We start from the raw sequence: 18,011 nt of genomic DNA on the forward strand, positions 1-18,011 counted from the left end.
GTGAAGGGGCCCAGAGGTGTGTGAGGTCGAGCCGTCAGGGCACGTCCAGGCCGAGGAGCTCTCGGGCCAGCTCGCGCAGCGCCGCGCGGTCCTCGGCCAACGCCTGGCGGCCGGCGTCCGTGGCGCGGTAGACCCGGCGCGTGCGGCCGTCGACGAGCTGCTGCTCGGAGACCAGCAGGCCGTCCGACTCCAGGCGGTGCAGGGTCGGGTAGAGGGTGCCGGGGCTGATCCGGTAGCCGTGCCGGCCCAGCTCCTCGGTGAGCCACGCGCCGTGCACGCCGTCCTCGGCCGCGTGGTGGAGGATGTGCATCCGCACCGCGCCGCGTTGGAACTCCCGCACCGACCCTCCCCGGTTGCCCAGCCGATATCGGTTCCGACACTACCGGTCAGGCGGGTTCGAACAGCTCGACCAGGTTGCCCGACGGGTCCTCGGCCAGGATCTGCGCGCCGCCGCGGCCCGCGACGATCTCGTTGCGGAAGGCGACGCCGGCCGCCCGCAGCCGCTCGACCTCGGCGCCGAGGTCGGCGACCTCGATCTGGAAGCGGTTCCAGCCGCCCGGCTCCGGACGGGATCCGTCGGGCATCGCCTGGGACGCCCCGCCGGGCCCGCCGGGCGCGTTCACCAGCAGCCGCAGCGCGCCGCGGCGCAGGGCGGCGAACCCGGGGGACCGGTCCATCTCGACCTCGAAGCCGAGGTGCTCGACGTAGAAGGAGACCGCGGCCGCCACGTCGTCGACGAGGTAGCGGACCGCAACAGTGTTATCGGTTGACGACATCGGACCACGATATCGAGATCCGATACAGGGGTCCAGTCCTTCGGATCGCAGTAGACCAGGGCTCGCCAGATCATGCCGATGACCTGCGGAGCAAGGTTCTCGTGGTCCACCCCGATCGGCTCGGTGGTCTACCTGCACGCCCCTCGACGCGGTTACCGTGCCGGCACCGCCGACCGCACGAGGGGGTGAGCACGTGGCACCGATCGCGCTGACCGATCGGGTCGGGGAGACCCGGGCCCGCCTGCTGGACCTGATCCAGGAAGTGGGCACGGGGGAGCGGATCCCCGCCGAACGGGACCTCGCCCGCCGCTGGGGGGTCGCGCGCATGACGCTGCGGAAGGCGGTCGACGGCCTGGTGCTCGACGGCCTGCTCGAACGCCGGCAACGGCAGGGCACCTTCACGAGCAGGCCGCGGACGCCGCGCCACCTCACGGTCGCCTCGTTCACCGAGGAGATGACCCGCCGCGGGGTGAAGGCGTCGAGCGAGACGCTGTCGCTGCGGCGCGTCCGGGCCACGACGACGCTGGCCCGGCAGCTGCGGATGCCGGAGGGCGAACCGGTGATCCGGTTCGTGCGGCTGCGCCTGGGGGACGGCGTGCCGCTGGCGGTGGAGACGAACCACGTACCGGAAGCGCTGGTCCCCGGCATGACCGAGGAGGACCTCGAGGGCTCGTGGTACGCCCGCCTCGCCGACCACTACGGCATCCACATCATCGCCGGGGTGGCCAACGTCGAGGCCGCCATGCCGGACGAGCGCTCCGCCGCGCTGCTGGGCATCACGACCGCCCAGCCTTGCTTCCGGGTGCGCACGGTCGTCCGGGACCGCTCCGGCCAGGTCGTCGAGTACGGCGAGTCGATCTACCGGGGCGACGACTTCACGCTCACGGTCGAGCTGTTGCCCGAACCCAGACGCGACCCGCGCGGCCGGGCCCGTCCCCGCACCGACTGACCCCTCGGGAGGAAGACCGATGTCCCGTCCCCGCCTGGCCGCGACGATCGTGGCCGCCGCCGTGGTGCTGACCGCCTGCGGCGGTGGCGCCGCCGCACCGACCCCCGACCAGCCCGTCACCCTGACGTTCTGGACGCACACCCACCCGCCGATGGTCGAGCTCAACAAGAAGCTCGTCGCGGAGTACGAGGCCGCGCACCCGAACGTGAAGATCGAGTACCAGACGGTGCCCAACACCGACTTCAACACGAAGATGCTGACCGCGCTGTCCACCGGCGCCGGCCCGGACATCATCAACATGGACGACGGCGCCCTGCGCGGCGACTACATCGAGAAGGGCCTGGTCGCGCCGCTCGACGCGGAGGCGTTCGGCAAGCCCGACGTCGAGTCCGGGTTCGTGCCCGGCACGCTCGACGGTGCCGAGGGTCCGGACGGGAAGCTGTACGGCATCCCGAGCGAGTTCAACGGCACCGTGTTCGCGATCAACAAGAAGCACTTCGCCGACGCCGGCCTCGACCCGGCGAACCCGCCCAAGACCTGGCAGGACGTCCTCGCCGCCGGCAAGAAGCTCAACGCGGCCGGCCACAAGCAGGCGTTCAACTTCCTGTACCTCTCCTCCGGCTGGTACGCGCAGTGGTTCCAGACGCTCGCCAACCAGACGGGCGGCTCACCGCTCTCACCCGACGGCCGCACCGCGAAGCTGGACTCGCCGGAGAACGTGGCCGCGCTGCAGCTGTGGGTGGAGCTGGCCCGAACCTCCGGCATCTCCGACCCGACGTCGTCGTCGCGCGACGCGACCTCGCCGTTCCAGGACCTCGCCTCCGGCGTGCAGTCGATGGCGATCACCTACCCGTGGGCGCTGCAGCAGATCAAGGAGACCAGCCCGGACGTGTTCGCCCAGCTCGCCGTCGTGCCGCTGCCGCAGGTGGACGCGGCCAAGCCCCCGGTGAACCGGATCTACGGCTACTTCTGGGCGGTCAACTCGGCGAGCAAGCAGCAGGCCGAGGCGTGGAAGTTCATCGCCTACCTGTCCTCGCAGCACGAGCGCTGGCTCACCGACGTCAACTTCGTCCAGCCCGTCGCCGGCTGGGACACGAGCCCCGCGGCGCGGCAGATCCCGGCCATCGACGTGATCGCCGCCGCGTACGCCAAGGGCCGCTACGACCAGGTCGGCCCTCACTGGAACGAGGTGCAGGACGCCATCCACGCCGCCGTCGACAAGGCCGTGTTCGACGGGGTGCCGGTGGATGCGGCGCTGAAGGAGGCCAACGCGGCCGCGCAGCGGAGCATCGGATGACGTTGACGGCCTCGCCGCCACGGCTCGACCTGATCGGGGCGCTGCTCTCGCTGCCCGCGCTGGTCCTGTTCGCCCTGTTCGCGGTCTACCCGGGGCTGCGGGTGTTCTACCTGAGCCTGTTCGACTACAACCTGACCGGCCGGCCGCGGTTCGTCGGGTTCGCCAACTTCGCCTACCTGGCGTCGGACCCGCGCTTCCACGCCGCCGTGCTCAACACGGTGGTCTACACGCTCGGCACCTACGTGCCCGCGCTGGTGCTCGCGCTGGTGCTGGCGCAGGGGCTGCGGCAGCGGATGGCCGGCTTCGGGTTCGCGCGGCTGCTGTACTTCCTGCCCGTAGCGACGAGCTGGGTGGCGGTCGCCGTCGTGTGGCGGCTGGTGCTCAACCCGTCCGGCCTGCTCAACCAGACGTTGGGGCTCGACGTCGACTGGCTGACCAGCTCGGCCGCGGCGCCCTGGGCACTGGTGATCATGAGCATCTGGAAGGAGACCGGGTTCTTCCTGATCCTGTTCCTCGCCGGCCTCGCCCGGCTGCCTGTCGACGTCTACGAGGCCGCCCGCGTCGACGGCGCCAACGCGTGGCAGCGCTTCCGGCTGATCACGCTGCCCCTGCTCAAGCCGATCACCGCGGTGTGCTGCGTGGTCGCGGTGATCCGCGGGTTCCAGTCGTTCAGCCCGCAGGTCGTGCTCACCGGCGGCGGGTTCGGCACCGAGGTGGTGAACCTGTTCGTCTACAAGACCGCGTTCGAGAGCGCCCGGATGGGCCGCGCGAGCGCCGTCGCGGTGCTGGTGTTCGCGCTGCTGCTCGTCGTGACGCTGGTGCAGCTACGGGTGTTCCGGAGGTCCGACGCATGATCGCCCGTCGCGTGCTCTGGGTCGTGCTGGTCGGCGGCGGGCTGGTGTTCGCCGCGGTGTTCGCGTACGCGGTGGTGTCGGCGCTCAAGGGACCCAACGAGGTGCTCGCGATCCCGCTGTCGTGGCTGCCCGAGCAGTGGCGCTGGTCCAACTTCGCGCTGCCGTTCACGCAGACGCCGTTCGCCCGCTACCTCGGCAACAGCGTGGTCGTCGGGATCACGGTCACCCTGCTCAACGTCGTGACGTGCACGCTGGCCGGCTACAGCTTCTCGAAGTTCCGCTACCGCGGCCGCAACACCGCGTTCGTGATGGTGCTGGCGACGCTGATGGTGCCGCTCGAGGTGATCTACGTGCCGCTGTACGCGCTGATCTACGACCTGGGCTGGGTGAACAGCTTCGCCGCGCTCATCGTTCCGGCCGGCACCAGCGCGTTCGGCATCTTCCTGATGCGCCAGGCCATCGACGCGGTGCCCGACGAGCTGATCGAGGCCGCCCGGCTCGACGGCGCCGGCGTCGTCCGCACGCTGGTCAGCGTGGTCGTGCCGCAGCTGTGGGGGCCGATGGCGGCCCTCGCCCTGTTCGTGTTCATGTCCAACTGGGACAGCCACCTCTGGCCGCTGCTCGTGGCGGGCGACGACGCGCACCGCACCCTGCCCGTCGGGCTCGCGGCGATGCAGTCGAACAACATGGGCGCGAACGGGCTGCCGATGATGATGGCCGCCGCGGTGCTGGCGCTGCTCCCGACGGTGCTGCTGTTCCTGTCGCTGCAGCGGAAGTTCGTCGAGGGCGTGGCGATGAGCGCGGGCATCCGATGACCCTGGTGGCCGTCGACGGCGGGCAGTCGGGCCTGCGGCTGACCGTCGTGGGCTCCGGGCAGGTGCACACCGGCCCCGGCTTCGCCTACCAGCACGACATCGTCGGCCCGCTCGTCGCGGCCGTCGGGCTGGCGTGGGCGGCGGCCGGCGCGCCCGGCCCGGTGGAGCGCGCCGCGCTCGGGCTCACCGGCCTGCCCTCGGACGAACCCGGCCGCCACCGCTTGGCCGCGGAGCTCGACGCGTTGTGGCCCGACGCGGAGCTGCTCCTCTGCGCCGACAACGTCACCGCGCACGCCGGGCTCTTCCGCGGCGCGCGCGGGGTCGCGCTGACCGTCGGCACCGGGGTCAACTGCCTGGCCGTCGACCCGGCCGCCGGCGCGAGCCACCGCGTCGACGGCTGGGGCCACCTCCTCGGCGACGACGGGAGCGGCTTCGCCATCGGTCGCGCCGGGCTCGCGGCCGTGCTGCGCGCCGTCGACGGCCGCGGGTCCGCGACGCTGCTCGCCGAGCGCGCTGAGCGCCGGTACGGGCCGGTCCGGCTCATGCCGCAGGGGCTCTACACGTCGCCGACCGTCGTCGACGACGTCGCGCGGTTCGCCGTCGACGTCCTCGACGCGGCCGAGGCCGGCGACGCGGTCGCTCTCGACGTCGTCACCGCGGCCGCCGAGGAGCTGGCCCGCACGGCCGCCGCCGGGGTCGCCACGCTGCCCGGCCCGGCACCCGTCCCGGTCGCGTGCTCCAGCAGGCTCCTGACCAGGGCCGTCCTGCGGGAGCCCTGGGTGGCCGCGCTCGCGCGGTGCTGCCCGCGCGCCATCCTCGTGGACGAGCCCGGCAGCCCGCTCGACGGCGCCTGCCACCTCACCGCGGATGCCGAGGCGTACCGCGATCTCGTCCACCGCTACCGATCCGGAGAGCCGCGATGATCCCGTTCCCGGCCGGCGGCCTGATCGTCTCCTGCCAGGCGGGCCCCGAGAGTCCGCTGCACGGCCCCGACCCGATGTCGCGCATGGCCCGCGCCGCCGCCGGTGCCGGCGCGGCCGGCATCCGGGCGAACGGCCCGGTCGACGTCGCCGCCATCCACGCGGCCGTCGACCTGCCGATCATCGGCATCAACAAGCTCGGCGACGAGGCCGGCGTCTTCATCACGCCCACCGTCGCCGCGGCCGCCGAAGTGATCGCGGCCGGTGCGGCGGTCGTGGCTTTGGACGGCACCCGCCGCCCCCGCCCGGACGGCACGACCCTGCGGGCGCAGATCGCCGCCATCCACGACGCGTACGGCGTGCCCGTGATGGCCGACGTCGACGACCACGCCGCCGGGCTCGCCGCGCGCGAGGCCGGCGCCGACCTGGTCGCGACCACGCTGTCGGGCTACACCGGCGCCGGCCCGGTGCCGTCCGAACCGGACCTGGACCTGGTCGCGAAGCTGGTCGCGGACCTGGACTGCCCGGTGATCGCCGAGGGCCGCTACGCCACCCCCGAGCTGTTCGCCGCCGCGCTCGCGGCCGGCGCGCACGCCGTCGTGGTGGGCGGCGCCATCACCGATCCGGGGCTGATCACGGGGCGCTTCCTGGCGGCCGTCCGATGAAGGTCGGGTACGCGGCGGTGCCGCTCGACGTGCCCGCCGGCACGCCCATGGGCGGGTACGCGGCGCGCCCCGGCCCGTCGACGGGGACGCTCGACCCGCTGCAGGTCGCCGCCGTCAGCATCAGCGACGGGCAGCGTCGCTTCGTCTGGCTGGTCGCCGACGTGCCGTGTGTGAACGCCGACCTCGCCGCCGCGGTGCGGGCTGCGGTCGGCCCGGACACCTGGCTCTCCGCCACCCACACCCACGCCGGCCCGGAGACCGGGTGCGAGCCCGGCGGCGCGGCCACACCGGCGCCGTGGCTCGACCGGATCACGACCGCCGCGCGTGTGGCTGCGGCCCGGGCTGCCGCTGCCGAGGACGCGGCCACGATCGAGGCCCGCACCACCCGCGTGACCTGCGTCGGCGGTCTCCGCTCCGCCGAGCGACCCGGCCGCAGCGTGCCCGTCGACGTGCTGACGGTGCGCGCACGGGAGCGCACGATCGGCGCGGTCGTCGTGCTGCCCGTGCACCCGACGGTGCTCGACGCTCGCAACCGGCTGGTCAGCGCCGACCTGGCCGGTGGGGTGCGGAGAGCGCTCGCCGGTGCCCTGGACGGCGCGTGGGTGGTGGTCGCGACCGGGGCGGCCGGCGACGTCAGCACCCGCCCGTTCCGGCGCGAGCAGACCCCGGCCGAGTGCGCCCGGCTCGGCGGCCTCGTCGCGGACGCCGTCGTCGACGCGCTGCGGCTGCCCGCCGGAGCGACCGCCCGCGCCGGCGACGTCGTGCGCGTGGCCGACGCCGAGGTGGCGCTGGACCCCAAGCCGGCCGGCTCGGCCGTCCCCGTCGACGCCCTCGAGGACGCGCTGGCCGCGGCGCAGCGCTCCGGCGACGCCGTCGCCGTCCGCACCGCGGTGACCGCGCTGCAGGCCGCCCGGCTCGCCGCGCCCCCGCCCGACGCGCTGAGCTGCGCCGTCTCCGCCGTGACGATCGGCGGGATCTCCCTCGTCGCGACGGGTGCCGAGCCGTTCCTCGCCCTCGCCGGGCAGCTCGCCCCTGCCGTCCTCGTCGGCTACACGAACGCCTACGTCGGCTACCTGCCCACCCGCGACGCCTACGCCCGGGCCGACTACGAGGTGCTCCGCACGCCGGTCGCGGCCGGCGGCGCCGAGCGCGTCGTCGCCGCGGCCACCGCACTCATCGCTCGTACTACGGAGAACACGTGACCCACCCGACCGTCTCGCCCCTGCCGGCGCTGGAAGTGCTGCAGGGCGCCATCGACCGCGTCGTCGCCACCCAGCACGACGCCATCCACGCCGCCGCGACCCTCTGCGCCACCGCGCTCGCCGGCGACGGCATCCTGCAGGCCTTCGGGACCGGCCACTCCAAGGCGTTCGCGATGGAGCTGACCGGCCGCGCGGGGGGCCTGATCCCGACCAACCAGATCTCCCTGAAGGACCTCGTGATGTTCGGCGGGGTGGCGCCCGGCGAGATCCTCGACCCCACCGTGGAACGCGACCCGACCCTCGCCGCGCGCGTGCTGGCCCTGCACGAGATCCACCCCGAGGACGTCTTCCTCATCGCGTCCAACTCGGGGATCAACGGGTCCGTCGTCGAGATGGCCCTGCTCGCCCGCGCTCGCGGCAACCCCGTCGTCGCCGTCACGTCGCTGCAGCACAGCCGCTCGACGCCGTCGCGGCACCCGTCCGGGCAACGGCTGTGCGACGTCGCCGACGTCGTGATCGACAACTGCGGGGTGCCCGGCGACGCCGGCCTGCCGCTCGCCGGCGGCGGCGCGATCGTCTCGACGTCGACGGTGACGTCGGCGCTGGTCGCGCAGCTGGTCACGGCCGAGGTGTGCGCGCAGCTGCTCGCGCGCGGCGTGCCCCCGCCCGTGTTCCGCTCGGCCAACCTCCCCGGCGGCGACGAGCACAACGCCGCCCTGCTCGCCCGCTACGCCGGGCGCATCCGTGTGCAGGAACCCTGACGTCAGCGGGCGTGGCGAAGCTGAGGCTGTCGTCCGTCACCGGTGCGGTGCCGTCGGCGGCCAGGTAGGTGCGCTGGAGCCCGGCCGGTCGATCTTGGCCGGCCCCGCGGTCCCGGCGGCGCTGCTCGTGTCGGACGGGCTCGGGCGCACCGCGACGGCGACCGCGACGATCACCACCCCACGACCCGATCGTAGATCAGCGCCTTGCGCATAACCCGTATAGGGGTTATATCTAGGGTTAGATGATTGCCCGCGGGAGGCGCAGTGATGCCGAAGATCAACGTGTACCTGCCCGACGACCTGGCCGAGGCGGTCAAGGCCACCGGCGTGCCGGTGTCGGCGATCTGCCAGCGGGCGCTGGAGCAGTCGGTGCGGCGCGTCAGCGCGATCCGGGCCATCGTGCTGGGCGATCTGGGAGCCGACGACCCGGTGGCCGAGCTGTCGCAGTTCACCGAACGCACCCGCACGGTGATCGGGATCGCCATCGAGCAGGCACGGGACCACCGTGCCGCCCGCGTCGGCACGGAACACCTGCTGCACGGGATGCTCGCCGAGGGCACCAACCTCGCGCTGCACGTCCTGCGCGCGATGGAGGTCGATCCTGCCCACGTGCAGCGGGCGCTGGCCGGCGCTCCGGCGGCACCGCCGGGGCCTGAGACGGCGACGCGGTTCAGCGGTCCCGCCGCGAACGCGCTGGAGCTGACGGTGACCGAGGCCCTCGCGCTGGGCCACAACTACGTCGGCTGCGAACACCTGCTTCTCGGCCTGATCGGCGAGCCGGAGGGCGGGGCCGGTCGTGTCCTGCGGGATCTGGGTCTCGACCTGCGCACCGCGCGCCGAACGGTCGTCGCGGCCCTCACCGGCTACACCCACCTGCGCGCACAGGCGAGCACGGCGACGTCCACGGACGCCGCGGCGATGATCGCCGCCGTCGTCCGCCGGGAACTGGGCCCGATCCTCGATCGCGTGGCGCGGCTGGAGCAGCAGGCCGGTCGGAATGTCGAGGGCTGAGTTCCTGCGCCGGAGGCTGCGGCGCATTCTCTTCTGCGTCGCCACGGCGGTGCTGGCCGCGTTGGTGGTGATCGTCATCGCGGGAGCGGTGTGACGGCCGCCTGGCGGCAGCGCCGCGGAGGTCGCCCCGGCGGGTCGGCCCGCCCGTCCTGGCGTGCTGTTCCCTGATGGGCGATGCTCTGGCCGCGGTCGCTGCGGGGGTGCGTGGCGTCGGGACGGGAGTTGGCCATGGGTCTGCCGATGCGGTTCGCGCGCGTCCTCGATGCGGTGCAGCGGCCGCGGACGGCGGTGAACGGGGCGCCGGCGGTGCAGTGGCTGTCGGTGCCGCAGCTGGTGCGGACCGCGCTGGAGGTGCTGCAGGCGTCGTCGTTCGCGAAGTTCGCCGACAAGCGGGAAGCGATGGCGACGAGCCCGCGGGAGTTCTACCGGCTGCCCGACCTGGGGCGGCCCGACGTGTGGGTCGACTACGTCGCCGACACCGGCGACGGGTTCGACGCCACGTTCGCCACCGCCCGCTGCGTCTCCGGTGGTGCCGCGGTGGAGGTACCGGGTCCGGCGCGGCCCGCGCAGGCCGACCTGCTCGTCCTCGGCGGTGACGAGGTGTACCCGACGGCGTCGGCCGCGCAGTACGAGCTGCGGCTCAACGAGGTGTTCCGGGCCGCGGCGAGCCTCGACCGCGTCCGCGGCATGCCGCCGGTGGTGGCGCTCCCCGGCAACCACGACTGGTACGACGGGCTGGCCGCGTTCCGCCGCAACTTCTGCGAGTCGTGGGTCCTGCGCACCCGCCCGCACCTCGCCGAGCCGCACCCCGTCGTCACGCCGGTGCCGCCGCCGGACGCGCGCGACGACGTCGGCGGTTGGGGCGCGTTCCAGTCGCGCAGCTACTTCGCCATCGCGCTGTCGGAGCGCTGGTGGCTGTGGGCCGTCGACAGCCAGCTGGACGCCCCGATCGACGCCGAACAGCTCGCCTACTTCCGCGACGCGACCACTCTCCTCGGCGACGCGAAGATCATCCTGTGCACGGCGAGCCCGAGCTGGCTGGAGGCCGGCGACGCCCGCCACGACATGTACTCCGCCGAGTCCGACACCCCGCTGTACACGCTGCTCTGGTTCCTCGACCGGGTGCTGGGCGACGCCGACCGGCACCGCGTGCGGCTGGTGCTGACCGGCGACCAGCACCACTACGCCCGCTACACGTGCACGGACGGGGACAGCGGCGACCGCGACGTCGAGCCGTTCGACCCCGAGCTGGTGACCTGCGGTGGCGGCGGCGCGTTCCTCGCCTCCACCCACCACCTGCCCGAGACGCTGGAGATGGCGCTGCAGCCGTGGCCCAGTGGCTCCGGCGCCAGCGCCCGCTACGCGCGCCGCACCTGCTACCCCGACATGGACACGTCCCGCCGGATCGGGGCCACCCGCTTCCTGTCCGCAGGCTGGCGCAACGGCCCGTCGCTCCCGCTGCTGGCCGGGGCGGGTGACTACCTTCTGTTCCTCGCGTTCGCGTTGAACTGGCCGCTGGGCTGGACGCGCGCGTGGCAGTTCTGGGTGCCGACCGCGATCGGCGCGGCGCTGCTCTACGTCTACGCGACGAGCGGCACGAAGGAACGCCGGTCGCGCAGACCACGGGACTGGGCACGAGCCCTGCTGACGGCCGGGCACATGCTCGGCCACCTCGCCGCCGCGGCGCTCGTGGCGCTGCTGGCGACCGCGGTGCTCGACCCGCAGACCGCGCCCTGGTACGTGATGATCCTCGCCCTGCCGCTGCTCGTGGTGCTCGGCACCGCCGTGTTCGTGACGTACCTGCAGATCGCGGACCGGTTCGGCTGCCACACCCTGGAGGCCTTCTCCGGCCTGCGCATCGCCGACTACAAGAGCCACCTGCGCCTCCGCGTCAGCGACGACGAGATCGAGGTGGCGGTGCTGGGCATCGAGTCGGTACCCCGCGCCCGCACGGTGGACGACCTGCGGCCGGTGGTGCCGGCGGTGCACCTCGTCGAGACGTTCAGCGTGCCGTGGCAGGCGACGCGGCCCGGTCAGTGATCCAGCAGGCGAACCGCGTGCGGGGCCTCGTCGGCCACCAGCCGGTGCAGGCCGAGCTCGGCGCAGCGGGCGGCGGCCGGGGCGAGTGCCGCGCGGGCCTCCTCGTCGCGGTGCAGCGCGGCCAGGCAGCCGGCCAGCAGGAGGTTCGCGCGCAGCGCTGCCAGCGGGCGGCGGCCGCCGTCGATCCCCTCGACGAGCGCGGCGGCCCGCCTGCACGCCGTCTCGCGATCCCCGTCGAGCAGTAGCCGGACGGCCGAGTCCTCGTCGATCTCCGCGACCGTCGTGGCGATACCGCTGTCGCGGGGGACGGTGCGCGGGGCCAGGACGCCGTCCGCGTCGACCAGCGCGGTGTCGATGCCCAGCCGGATCCGCTCGTTGACGATCCGCGCGGCGAGCCGGGGCAGCGCGAGCTCGCGCGCGACCTGCAGGCCCGCACTCAGCCTCCGGGCCGCGGTCGGCCGGTCGCCGAGCGCGGCCGCGACCCTGGCCCCGATGGCGTACCGGGCGATCATGAAGTCGACGCCGCCGCCTGCGGTGCCGAGCTGGTCGCCCGCGTCGAGCAGCCGGGCGGCCTCGTCGAGGTCCCCGGTCTCGTAGCGCAGCTCGCCGAGCAGCACGCCGGCGAGCCGCGCCGCGTGCGAGCCCGGGCCGAGCGCGGTGCTCGCGATCTCGACGGCTGTACCGAACGCGTCCGCCGCGGCCGCGACGTCGAGTCGCTCCCTGGCCGCGATGCCGGCGAAGCAGCGGCCGTAGATCGAGACGTACGGTCCCATCCGGGCGTGGTACGGCGCGGCGAACTCCTGCCAGCGCACCGCTGCGGCGAAGTCGAACCGCAGGGTCGCGGCCATGGTCGCCACGTTCGCGGCGGCACCGGCGACGCGGACGGGCAGGGACTCCGGCCGGTGGAGCGCGTCGGCGGTCAGCGCGTCGATCCCGTCCAGCCGGTCGGCGAAGACCTCGCCGACGCTGCGGAGCACGTCGGCCTCTGCGCGCAGGTCCGCGCGTTCTGGGCCGGTCAGGTCGGATCGGTCGAGTGCGGCGTGGAACCGGGTCAACGCCGTCCGGGTCGGCGCGGGCCGCTGCAGCAGCGCGTTCGCCCACGCGGCGACGAGCTGGATCCGGCTGCGGGTCTCGACCAGGCGTTGCGGGAGCTTGGCGATGATCCCCAGCAGGGTGGTCATCTCGCCGCGTTCGAGCAGGTCGGTCTCGTCCAGCTCGACGAGCTCGATGGCGCGCTCCCGGTCGCCGGCGGCGAGCGCGTGGTCGACGGCCTCGTTCAGCATGTCGTGCTCGGCGAACCAGTCCGACGCGGTCCGGTGCAGCGCATCGACCTCGTCGGCCAGGTCGCGCTCGAGCCGCACGCGCAGGTGGTCGCGGAACAGGTGGTGGTAGCGGTACCACGTGCTCGCCGGCCCGACGCGCTGCAGGAACAGCCCGCGCGCCTCGACCTCCTCCAACCTGGGGGACGGAAGGCCCGACGGAGGAGGGCCGGGGAGGGTGAGGCCGGCCTGCCCGCGCCGCACCCCGGCCAGCGCGGAGGCGAGGCTGCCGCAGGTCCGCTCCGTGACGGACGTGCGCATCAGGAACTCCAGCAGTGCCGGGTCGAGCGCGTCCAGGACGTTCGCGGCGAGGAACTCGCCGATGTCGTCATGCGCGGACAGGTGCTCGATCAGCAGCGCCGGGTCGGTGCCTCCGCGCAAGGACAGCGCGGCCAGCTGCAGCGCCGCGACCCACCCGTCGGTGGTCGCGGCGAGTGCCGCGACCTGCGCACCGGCCAGCTGCAACCGGCCGACGTCGACGAGCAGCGACCGCGACTCGGCGGCGTCGAACCGCAGCGCGGCCGCGTCCACGACGACGAGCTCGTCGCGCACCCGCAGCCGGCCCAGCGGGAGCCCGGAGCGGGATCGGCTGGTCACGAGCACCCGCAGCCGTGGACCCGCGTTCTCCACCAGGAAGGCGAGCGCCGCGACCGACTCGGCGGCGCTGACGCGGTGCCAGTCGTCGATCACCAGGAGGACGTCGCCGGGGCCGGCGTCGACGCGCTCCACCAGCGCGGTCAGCACGTAGCGCGCGGCCTCGTCGAGGTGCGCGGCCAGCACCTGGGCGAGGTCGTCCGCGAGCGCGGCGCGGACCCGGCGGATCGCCTCGATCAGGTGCGAGAGGAACCAGACGGGGTTGTCGTCGTCCTCGTCGACGGTCAGCCAGGCCACCTCGACGCCCTCGGCGGCCAGGACGTCGCACCACTGGGCGGCGAGCGTGGTCTTGCCGAACCCGCTCGGCGCGTGGACGAGCGTCAGCTGGCGGGTGCGGCCGGCGCGCAGCGCGGTGATCAGCCGCTCGCGGGGCACGAGCGCGGCCGCCGGGGTCGGCGGCCGGTACTTCGCGGCCGGCGCGGGCGGGGTCGTGGGCGTCGGTGTCACTGCCGATGGCACGTAGGCGCCGGTGGCCGGCCCGGACGGGTCAGGGGCCGGCGCGGCTGCGAGGTCGGCGGGCAGCGCCATGTCGTCGACACCGAGCTGGTGGCGGCGCTGCAGCTCACGCAGCTCCTCGCCGAACTCCGCGGCGGTGGCCGGCCGGCCCGCGGGTTCGCCCGCCATCGCTCGTTCGATCAGGTGGCAGACGTCGTCGGGCACGTCGATCTCCCGCAGGTCCGCCACCGGCTGCGTCGTCAGCCGCACGAAGTGCGCGAAGACCTCCTCGCCGGAGTGCCGCTCGAACACGGCGTGCCCGGTGAGCGAGCAGAAGAGCGTGGCGCCGAGCCCGTAGACGTCGGCCGCGGGCGTGGGGTCGGCGCCGCGCAGCAGCTCGGGCGCGGTGAAGCCGGGCGAGCCGGCGACAGCCCCGACGGAGGTCTGGAAACCGCCGGAGACGCGCGCGATCCCGAAGTCGGTGAGCTGGGGCTCGCCGTAGTCGGTCAGCAGGATGTTGCCCGGCTTCACGTCGCGGTGCAGCGTGCCGGCGCGGTGGGCGGCCTCCAGCGCGCCGCAGATCTTCACGCCCAGCCGCAGCACCGCCGGCCAGTCCAGCACGCCGTGCTGCCGGAGCCGGCCGTCGAGCGAGCCCTTCGGGTGGTACTGCATGACGATGAACGGGCGGCCCGATGCGGTGGCGCCGACCTGCATCATCGCGACGATGTGCGGGTGCCCCGACAGGCGCCCCATCGCTCGCTGCTCGCGCAGGAACCGCTCGAGGTTGTCGGGGTCGACGTGCGAGGTCAGGACCTTGACCGCCACCGTCCGGTCCAGTTCGGGCTGCCCGCACCGGAACACGGCGCCGAACCCGCCCCGCCCGATCTCCTCGGGATCGACGAAACCCGCCGCGGCCAGCTCGGTGCGGATGTCGGGAACGTCGTCGTCCGGTGCGGGTGGTCGCTGCGTCCTGCTCGGATCGGCGTCGGCCATCGCGTCGTCGATCCTGGTCCGCGGCGCGCGGACGGGCAACCGGCCGCCGTTGACTCCGGGCCGGTGTTCGGACACTGTCGACGGATCGGGCTGTCCGGGGGCACAGCGCGGGGGGACGGCGGGTCGTGGGGGACGAGCAGGAACGCGTCACGTACCGGAGCATCTTCGCGGAGCGCGAGTTCCGCGCGCTGTTCGCGAGTCGCGCGCTGTCGACGGTGGGGGACTACGTCGCGCGGGCCGCGCTGGTCGTCGCGGTGTTCACCGAGACGGGCTCGGAAGCGCTCATGGGCGTCACGTTCGCCCTGACGGTGCTGCCGGACCTCCTCGGCGGCCCGCTGCTCGCCGGCCTGGCCGACCGGTACCCGCGCCGCGCGGTGATGGTGGTGACCGATCTCGGCCGGGCCGCGCTGCTCCTGGTCATGGCGATCCCCGGGATGCCGCTGCTCGCGCTGTGGGCGCTGCTGTTCGCGGTGCGGCTGATCGACCCGCCGTTCACGAGCGCGTACATCTCGACCATGTCGGTGGTGCTGCCGGGGAAGCGCCTGGTCACGGGCTCGGCGGTCACGCAGCTCGTCAACCACGTGTCCTACACCGTGGGGTACGGGCTCGGCGGCGCGATCGTCGCCGTCAGCGGGCTGTCCACGGTCCTCGTGATCAACGCCGCGACGTTCACGGTGTCCGCCGTGGTGATCCTGCTCGGCGTGCTCGGGCGGCCGGCGACGGCGCTGCCGGACGGGCGGGTGACGCTGCTCGGCGCCGGTGTGGCGGCGGCGCGGTACGTGCTGGGCCGCGCCCGCCTGCGCGTCATCCTGCTGTTCACGCTGCCCATCGCGGCCACGCTCGCGACGGAGACCCTCGCCGCCCCGTACGCGGTGCAGACCGGCAACGACCCGGCCGTCGCCGGCCTGCTGATGGGCGCCGGTCCCGCCGGCATCGTCATCGGGCTGTGGCTGCTCCCGTTCCTGATCCCGGACCAAGGCGCACGCCACGTCGCCGCGTTGTCGATCCTCAGCTGCGCGCCGCTCGTGCTGTTCGTGGCCACGCCGGGCCCGGCGCCCGCGGTCGTCCTGATCGTCGTCTCCGGGACCAGCCTCTGCTTCTGGATCCCGCTCGCCGCGGAGTTCACCCAGGCCGTGCCGGACCACATGCGCGGGCAGGCCGTCGGGCTGCTCACGACCAGCATGCGCGTCACGCAGGGTGTCGCGATCCTGACGTTCGGTCTCGTCGCCCAGAACGTGTCGTCGGCGCTGGTGATCGCGGCCGCCGGGGCGCTCGGCACGGGAGTCGCGACCGTGCTGTCCGTGGCCTGGATGCGCGCGGACCGTGCGACGGTGATCGAGCGCTGACGCTCAGCGCTCGATCACCGCAGCGTCGCGGTGAGCACCTCGCGGTGCGTGCGCTTCGCGGCGAGGTAGCGCTCGCGGCCGGCGTCGGTGAGGGTGACGAAGATCCCGCGGCGGTCCGCCTCGCACAGCGCCCGCTGGACCAGGCCTTCCTTCTCCAGGCGCGCGACCAGCCGCGACGTGGCGCTCTGGCTGAGGTGGACGGCCTCGGTGAGATCGGCGGAGCGGCACTGGTGATCGCAGGTGGCGAGCCGTTCGAGGGCCTCGAACTCGCTCGCGCCGATGCCGTGGCGCTCCTGAAGGCGGCTGTCGAGCGTGCCGAACACGGCCGAGTAGCGCGACAGCAGCTCGTGCCACTCCTGCACCAGGCCCTGCTCAGCGACGTCGCTCACGGCCGCGACGATAGCATGCGTCGACATCAGATGCGACCGCATTAAATGCTCTTGCATTAGATGCAGATGCATGTAGTGTGCCGGTCATGAACTCGCCCGTGCCCTTGTCCACCACGTCGACCCGATGGGACGCCCGACTCTGGGGCGTCCTGCTCACGGTCTCGATCGTCGTCGGTCTCGACGCGCTCGACGTGTCGATGGTCGGGGTCGCGCTCCCCGCCATCCAGGCCGACCTCGGCCTGTCCACGAACGCGCTGCAATGGGTCGTCAGCGGATACGTGCTCGGCTACGGCGGGCTGCTGCTGCTCGGCGGGCGGACCGCCGACCTGCTCGGCCGCCGCCGCGTGTTCCTCGTCGCCGTCTCCGTGTTCGCGCTGGCCTCCCTGCTCGGCGGGCTCGTCGACGACGGCGTGCTGCTCATCGCGAGCCGCTTCATCAAGGGCCTGGCCGCCGCGTTCACGGCGCCGGCCGCGCTGTCCATCGTCACCACGACGTTCCAGGAAGGCCCCGCCCGCAACCGGGCGATCGGCATCTTCGCCGTCTTCGGTGCCAGCGGGTACTCCGCCGGGCTCGTGTTCTCCGGCCTGCTGACCGAGGTGGGGTGGCGCTGGACGTTCCTGCTGCCGGCGCCGATCGCGCTGATCGCACTGTTCGCGGCGTGGAAGCTGATCCCGTCCTACCCGGCGGAAGGTGGCCGCGGCTACGACATCCCGGGCGCCGTCACCGGCGTCGCCGGCTCGTTGCTGCTGGTCTTCGGCGTCGTCGAGGCCCCGGAGATCGGCTGGGCCGCACCGCGCACGCTGGTCACGTTCGCCGTCGCGCTGGCGCTGCTGGCCACCTTCGTGATCATCGAGAAGCGCAGCAGCCACCCGCTGCTGCGGCTGGGGATCCTGCGTGCGGGGCCGCTGGCCCGCGCCAACCTCGGCGGCGCGCTGTTCTTCGGCGCGTACATCGGTTTCCAGTTCGTCGTGATGCTGTACCTGCAGCGGGTGCTGGGCTGGTCCGCGCTGCAGACCGCGCTCGGGTTCCTGCCGGCGGCGCTGATCGTGGCGTTCGGCTCGCCGCGCATCGAGCCGCTGATCGACCGGGTGGGCACGCCTCGCACGATCTTCGCGGGCGTCGTCGCGCACGTCGTCGCCTACGCGCTGTTCCTGCGCATCGACGAGCACTCGAGCTACGCCGGCACCGTCCTGCCGAGCATGATCCTGCTCGGCATCGGTTTCACGCTGGCGTTCTCGTCGCTCAACATCCAGGCGACGTCCGGGATCGCCGATGCGGAGCAGGGCCTGGCCGGCGGCCTGCTCAACACGTCACTGCAGGTCGGTGGCGCGATCGGCCTCGCGGTGGTGACGGCGGTCCTGACCTCCAACGGAGGCCGGGAAGCGTCGCCCGCCGCGCTGCTCGCCGGGCTGACGCCGGCGCTGAGCGTGGTCACCGGCATCGCGGTGCTGGGCCTGCTGGTCGCGGCCGGTGGGCTGGTCGCCCGGCGCCGGGTCGAGGTGCCCGCGGTGGAGCCGCAGCTGGCGGCCGTCGCGGACTGATACGCGCCGGCAACATCGCACCGTCTTGACTCGCCCCGTGACCG

The 18,011-nt window shown here is 73.7% G+C and carries 17 protein-coding genes; 12 read left to right on the plus strand and 5 right to left on the minus strand.

Features of this window, described 5'->3' with window-relative positions; all coding sequences use genetic code 11:
• Positions 1-34: 34 nt before the first annotated feature.
• Together ACQEVB_RS15440 and ACQEVB_RS15445 are read right to left on the minus strand one after the other, a co-directional pair.
• Positions 35-340, minus strand: a complete 306-nt coding sequence (locus ACQEVB_RS15440) for a PadR family transcriptional regulator (RefSeq protein WP_432971000.1) — start codon at positions 338-340, stop codon at positions 35-37.
• A gap of 46 nt (positions 341-386) precedes the next feature.
• On the minus strand, positions 387-776 hold the full coding sequence (locus tag ACQEVB_RS15445; protein WP_432971003.1) for a VOC family protein: 390 nt from the start codon (positions 774-776) through the stop codon (positions 387-389).
• A gap of 193 nt (positions 777-969) precedes the next feature.
• On the opposite strand from ACQEVB_RS15445, the gene ACQEVB_RS15450 reads away from it, so the two are divergent.
• The 8 genes from ACQEVB_RS15450 to ACQEVB_RS15485 are packed head-to-tail and all read left to right on the plus strand — an operon-like array spanning position 970 to position 8,239.
• Positions 970-1,725: a GntR family transcriptional regulator gene (locus tag ACQEVB_RS15450; RefSeq protein ID WP_432971006.1), complete on the plus strand. Its 756-nt coding sequence runs from the start codon at positions 970-972 to the stop codon at positions 1,723-1,725.
• Positions 1,726-1,744: 19 nt separating this feature from the next.
• Positions 1,745-3,022 carry an ABC transporter substrate-binding protein gene (locus ACQEVB_RS15455; RefSeq protein WP_432971009.1) on the plus strand — a complete coding sequence of 426 codons (1,278 nt, stop codon included), beginning with the start codon at positions 1,745-1,747 and terminating at the stop codon, positions 3,020-3,022.
• Positions 3,019-3,876: a carbohydrate ABC transporter permease gene (locus ACQEVB_RS15460; protein WP_432971012.1), complete on the plus strand. Its 858-nt coding sequence runs from the start codon at positions 3,019-3,021 to the stop codon at positions 3,874-3,876. The genes ACQEVB_RS15455 and ACQEVB_RS15460 overlap by 4 nt, the downstream gene beginning before the upstream one ends.
• Positions 3,873-4,691 (plus strand): carbohydrate ABC transporter permease, encoded by an 819-nt coding sequence (locus ACQEVB_RS15465; RefSeq protein ID WP_432971015.1) that lies wholly within the window; start codon positions 3,873-3,875, stop codon positions 4,689-4,691. Before ACQEVB_RS15460 ends, ACQEVB_RS15465 begins: the two co-directional genes overlap by 4 nt.
• Entirely contained in the window at positions 4,688-5,614 is a 927-nt protein-coding gene (locus tag ACQEVB_RS15470) for an N-acetylglucosamine kinase (RefSeq protein WP_432971018.1), read from the plus strand. The genes ACQEVB_RS15465 and ACQEVB_RS15470 overlap by 4 nt, the downstream gene beginning before the upstream one ends.
• Positions 5,611-6,276, plus strand: coding sequence for an N-acetylmannosamine-6-phosphate 2-epimerase (locus ACQEVB_RS15475; protein ID WP_432971021.1), 666 nt, complete (start codon positions 5,611-5,613; stop codon positions 6,274-6,276). Before ACQEVB_RS15470 ends, ACQEVB_RS15475 begins: the two co-directional genes overlap by 4 nt.
• Positions 6,273-7,478 (plus strand): hypothetical protein, encoded by a 1,206-nt coding sequence (locus ACQEVB_RS15480; RefSeq protein ID WP_432971024.1) that lies wholly within the window; start codon positions 6,273-6,275, stop codon positions 7,476-7,478. Before ACQEVB_RS15475 ends, ACQEVB_RS15480 begins: the two co-directional genes overlap by 4 nt.
• Positions 7,475-8,239, plus strand: coding sequence for a sugar isomerase domain-containing protein (locus ACQEVB_RS15485; RefSeq protein ID WP_432971027.1), 765 nt, complete (start codon positions 7,475-7,477; stop codon positions 8,237-8,239). The genes ACQEVB_RS15480 and ACQEVB_RS15485 overlap by 4 nt, the downstream gene beginning before the upstream one ends.
• A gap of 36 nt (positions 8,240-8,275) precedes the next feature.
• Here ACQEVB_RS15485 and ACQEVB_RS15490 read toward each other — a convergent pair whose 3' ends face one another.
• Positions 8,276-8,416 carry a hypothetical protein gene (locus ACQEVB_RS15490; RefSeq protein WP_432971030.1) on the minus strand — a complete coding sequence of 47 codons (141 nt, stop codon included), beginning with the start codon at positions 8,414-8,416 and terminating at the stop codon, positions 8,276-8,278.
• Between the two features lie 90 nt (positions 8,417-8,506).
• Between ACQEVB_RS15490 and ACQEVB_RS15495 the strand changes: the two genes are divergently transcribed.
• A complete protein-coding gene (locus ACQEVB_RS15495; RefSeq protein WP_432971033.1) occupies positions 8,507-9,250 on the plus strand; it encodes a Clp protease N-terminal domain-containing protein in 744 nt (247 codons plus the stop codon).
• Positions 9,251-9,478: 228 nt separating this feature from the next.
• The gene (locus tag ACQEVB_RS15500; protein ID WP_432971036.1) at positions 9,479-11,290 is read left to right on the plus strand and encodes a metallophosphoesterase family protein; all 1,812 of its coding nucleotides are present in this window, start codon (positions 9,479-9,481) and stop codon (positions 11,288-11,290) included.
• On the opposite strand, the gene ACQEVB_RS15505 is transcribed toward ACQEVB_RS15500, so the two are convergent.
• Entirely contained in the window at positions 11,284-14,766 is a 3,483-nt protein-coding gene (locus tag ACQEVB_RS15505) for a protein kinase domain-containing protein (RefSeq protein ID WP_432971039.1), read from the minus strand. The genes ACQEVB_RS15500 and ACQEVB_RS15505 overlap by 7 nt on opposite strands.
• A gap of 50 nt (positions 14,767-14,816) precedes the next feature.
• Here ACQEVB_RS15505 and ACQEVB_RS15510 point away from each other — a divergent pair, with 50 nt between their 5' ends.
• The gene (locus ACQEVB_RS15510) at positions 14,817-16,037 is read left to right on the plus strand and encodes an MFS transporter (protein ID WP_432971042.1); all 1,221 of its coding nucleotides are present in this window, start codon (positions 14,817-14,819) and stop codon (positions 16,035-16,037) included.
• Between the two features lie 14 nt (positions 16,038-16,051).
• Here the strand turns inward: ACQEVB_RS15510 and ACQEVB_RS15515 are convergent, their stop codons facing one another.
• A complete protein-coding gene (locus tag ACQEVB_RS15515; protein ID WP_432971045.1) occupies positions 16,052-16,426 on the minus strand; it encodes a MarR family winged helix-turn-helix transcriptional regulator in 375 nt (124 codons plus the stop codon).
• An 86-nt stretch (positions 16,427-16,512) separates the two neighbouring features.
• On the opposite strand from ACQEVB_RS15515, the gene ACQEVB_RS15520 reads away from it, so the two are divergent.
• A complete protein-coding gene (locus tag ACQEVB_RS15520) occupies positions 16,513-17,967 on the plus strand; it encodes an MFS transporter (RefSeq protein ID WP_432971048.1) in 1,455 nt (484 codons plus the stop codon).
• The last annotated feature ends 44 nt before the right edge of the window (positions 17,968-18,011 follow it).

The sequence above is a fragment of the Pseudonocardia sp. CA-107938 genome (assembly GCF_050936315.1).
GTDB lineage: Bacteria > Actinomycetota > Actinomycetes > Mycobacteriales > Pseudonocardiaceae > Pseudonocardia.

Bases quoted from the DNA above. Each gene is read 5' to 3' on its own strand.
- ACQEVB_RS15495 (WP_432971033.1), top strand. From the start codon at position 8,507: ATGCCGAAGATCAACGTGTACCTGCCCGACGACCTGGCCGAGGCGGTC.
- ACQEVB_RS15520 (WP_432971048.1), top strand. From the start codon at position 16,513: ATGAACTCGCCCGTGCCCTTGTCCACCACGTCGACCCGATGGGACGCC.
- ACQEVB_RS15480 (WP_432971024.1), top strand. From the start codon at position 6,273: ATGAAGGTCGGGTACGCGGCGGTGCCGCTCGACGTGCCCGCCGGCACG.
- ACQEVB_RS15465 (WP_432971015.1), top strand. From the start codon at position 3,873: ATGATCGCCCGTCGCGTGCTCTGGGTCGTGCTGGTCGGCGGCGGGCTG.
- ACQEVB_RS15470 (WP_432971018.1), top strand. From the start codon at position 4,688: ATGACCCTGGTGGCCGTCGACGGCGGGCAGTCGGGCCTGCGGCTGACC.
- ACQEVB_RS15460 (WP_432971012.1), top strand. From the start codon at position 3,019: ATGACGTTGACGGCCTCGCCGCCACGGCTCGACCTGATCGGGGCGCTG.
- ACQEVB_RS15475 (WP_432971021.1), top strand. From the start codon at position 5,611: ATGATCCCGTTCCCGGCCGGCGGCCTGATCGTCTCCTGCCAGGCGGGC.
- ACQEVB_RS15445 (WP_432971003.1), bottom strand. From the start codon at position 776: ATGTCGTCAACCGATAACACTGTTGCGGTCCGCTACCTCGTCGACGAC.
- ACQEVB_RS15500 (WP_432971036.1), top strand. From the start codon at position 9,479: ATGGGTCTGCCGATGCGGTTCGCGCGCGTCCTCGATGCGGTGCAGCGG.
- ACQEVB_RS15455 (WP_432971009.1), top strand. From the start codon at position 1,745: ATGTCCCGTCCCCGCCTGGCCGCGACGATCGTGGCCGCCGCCGTGGTG.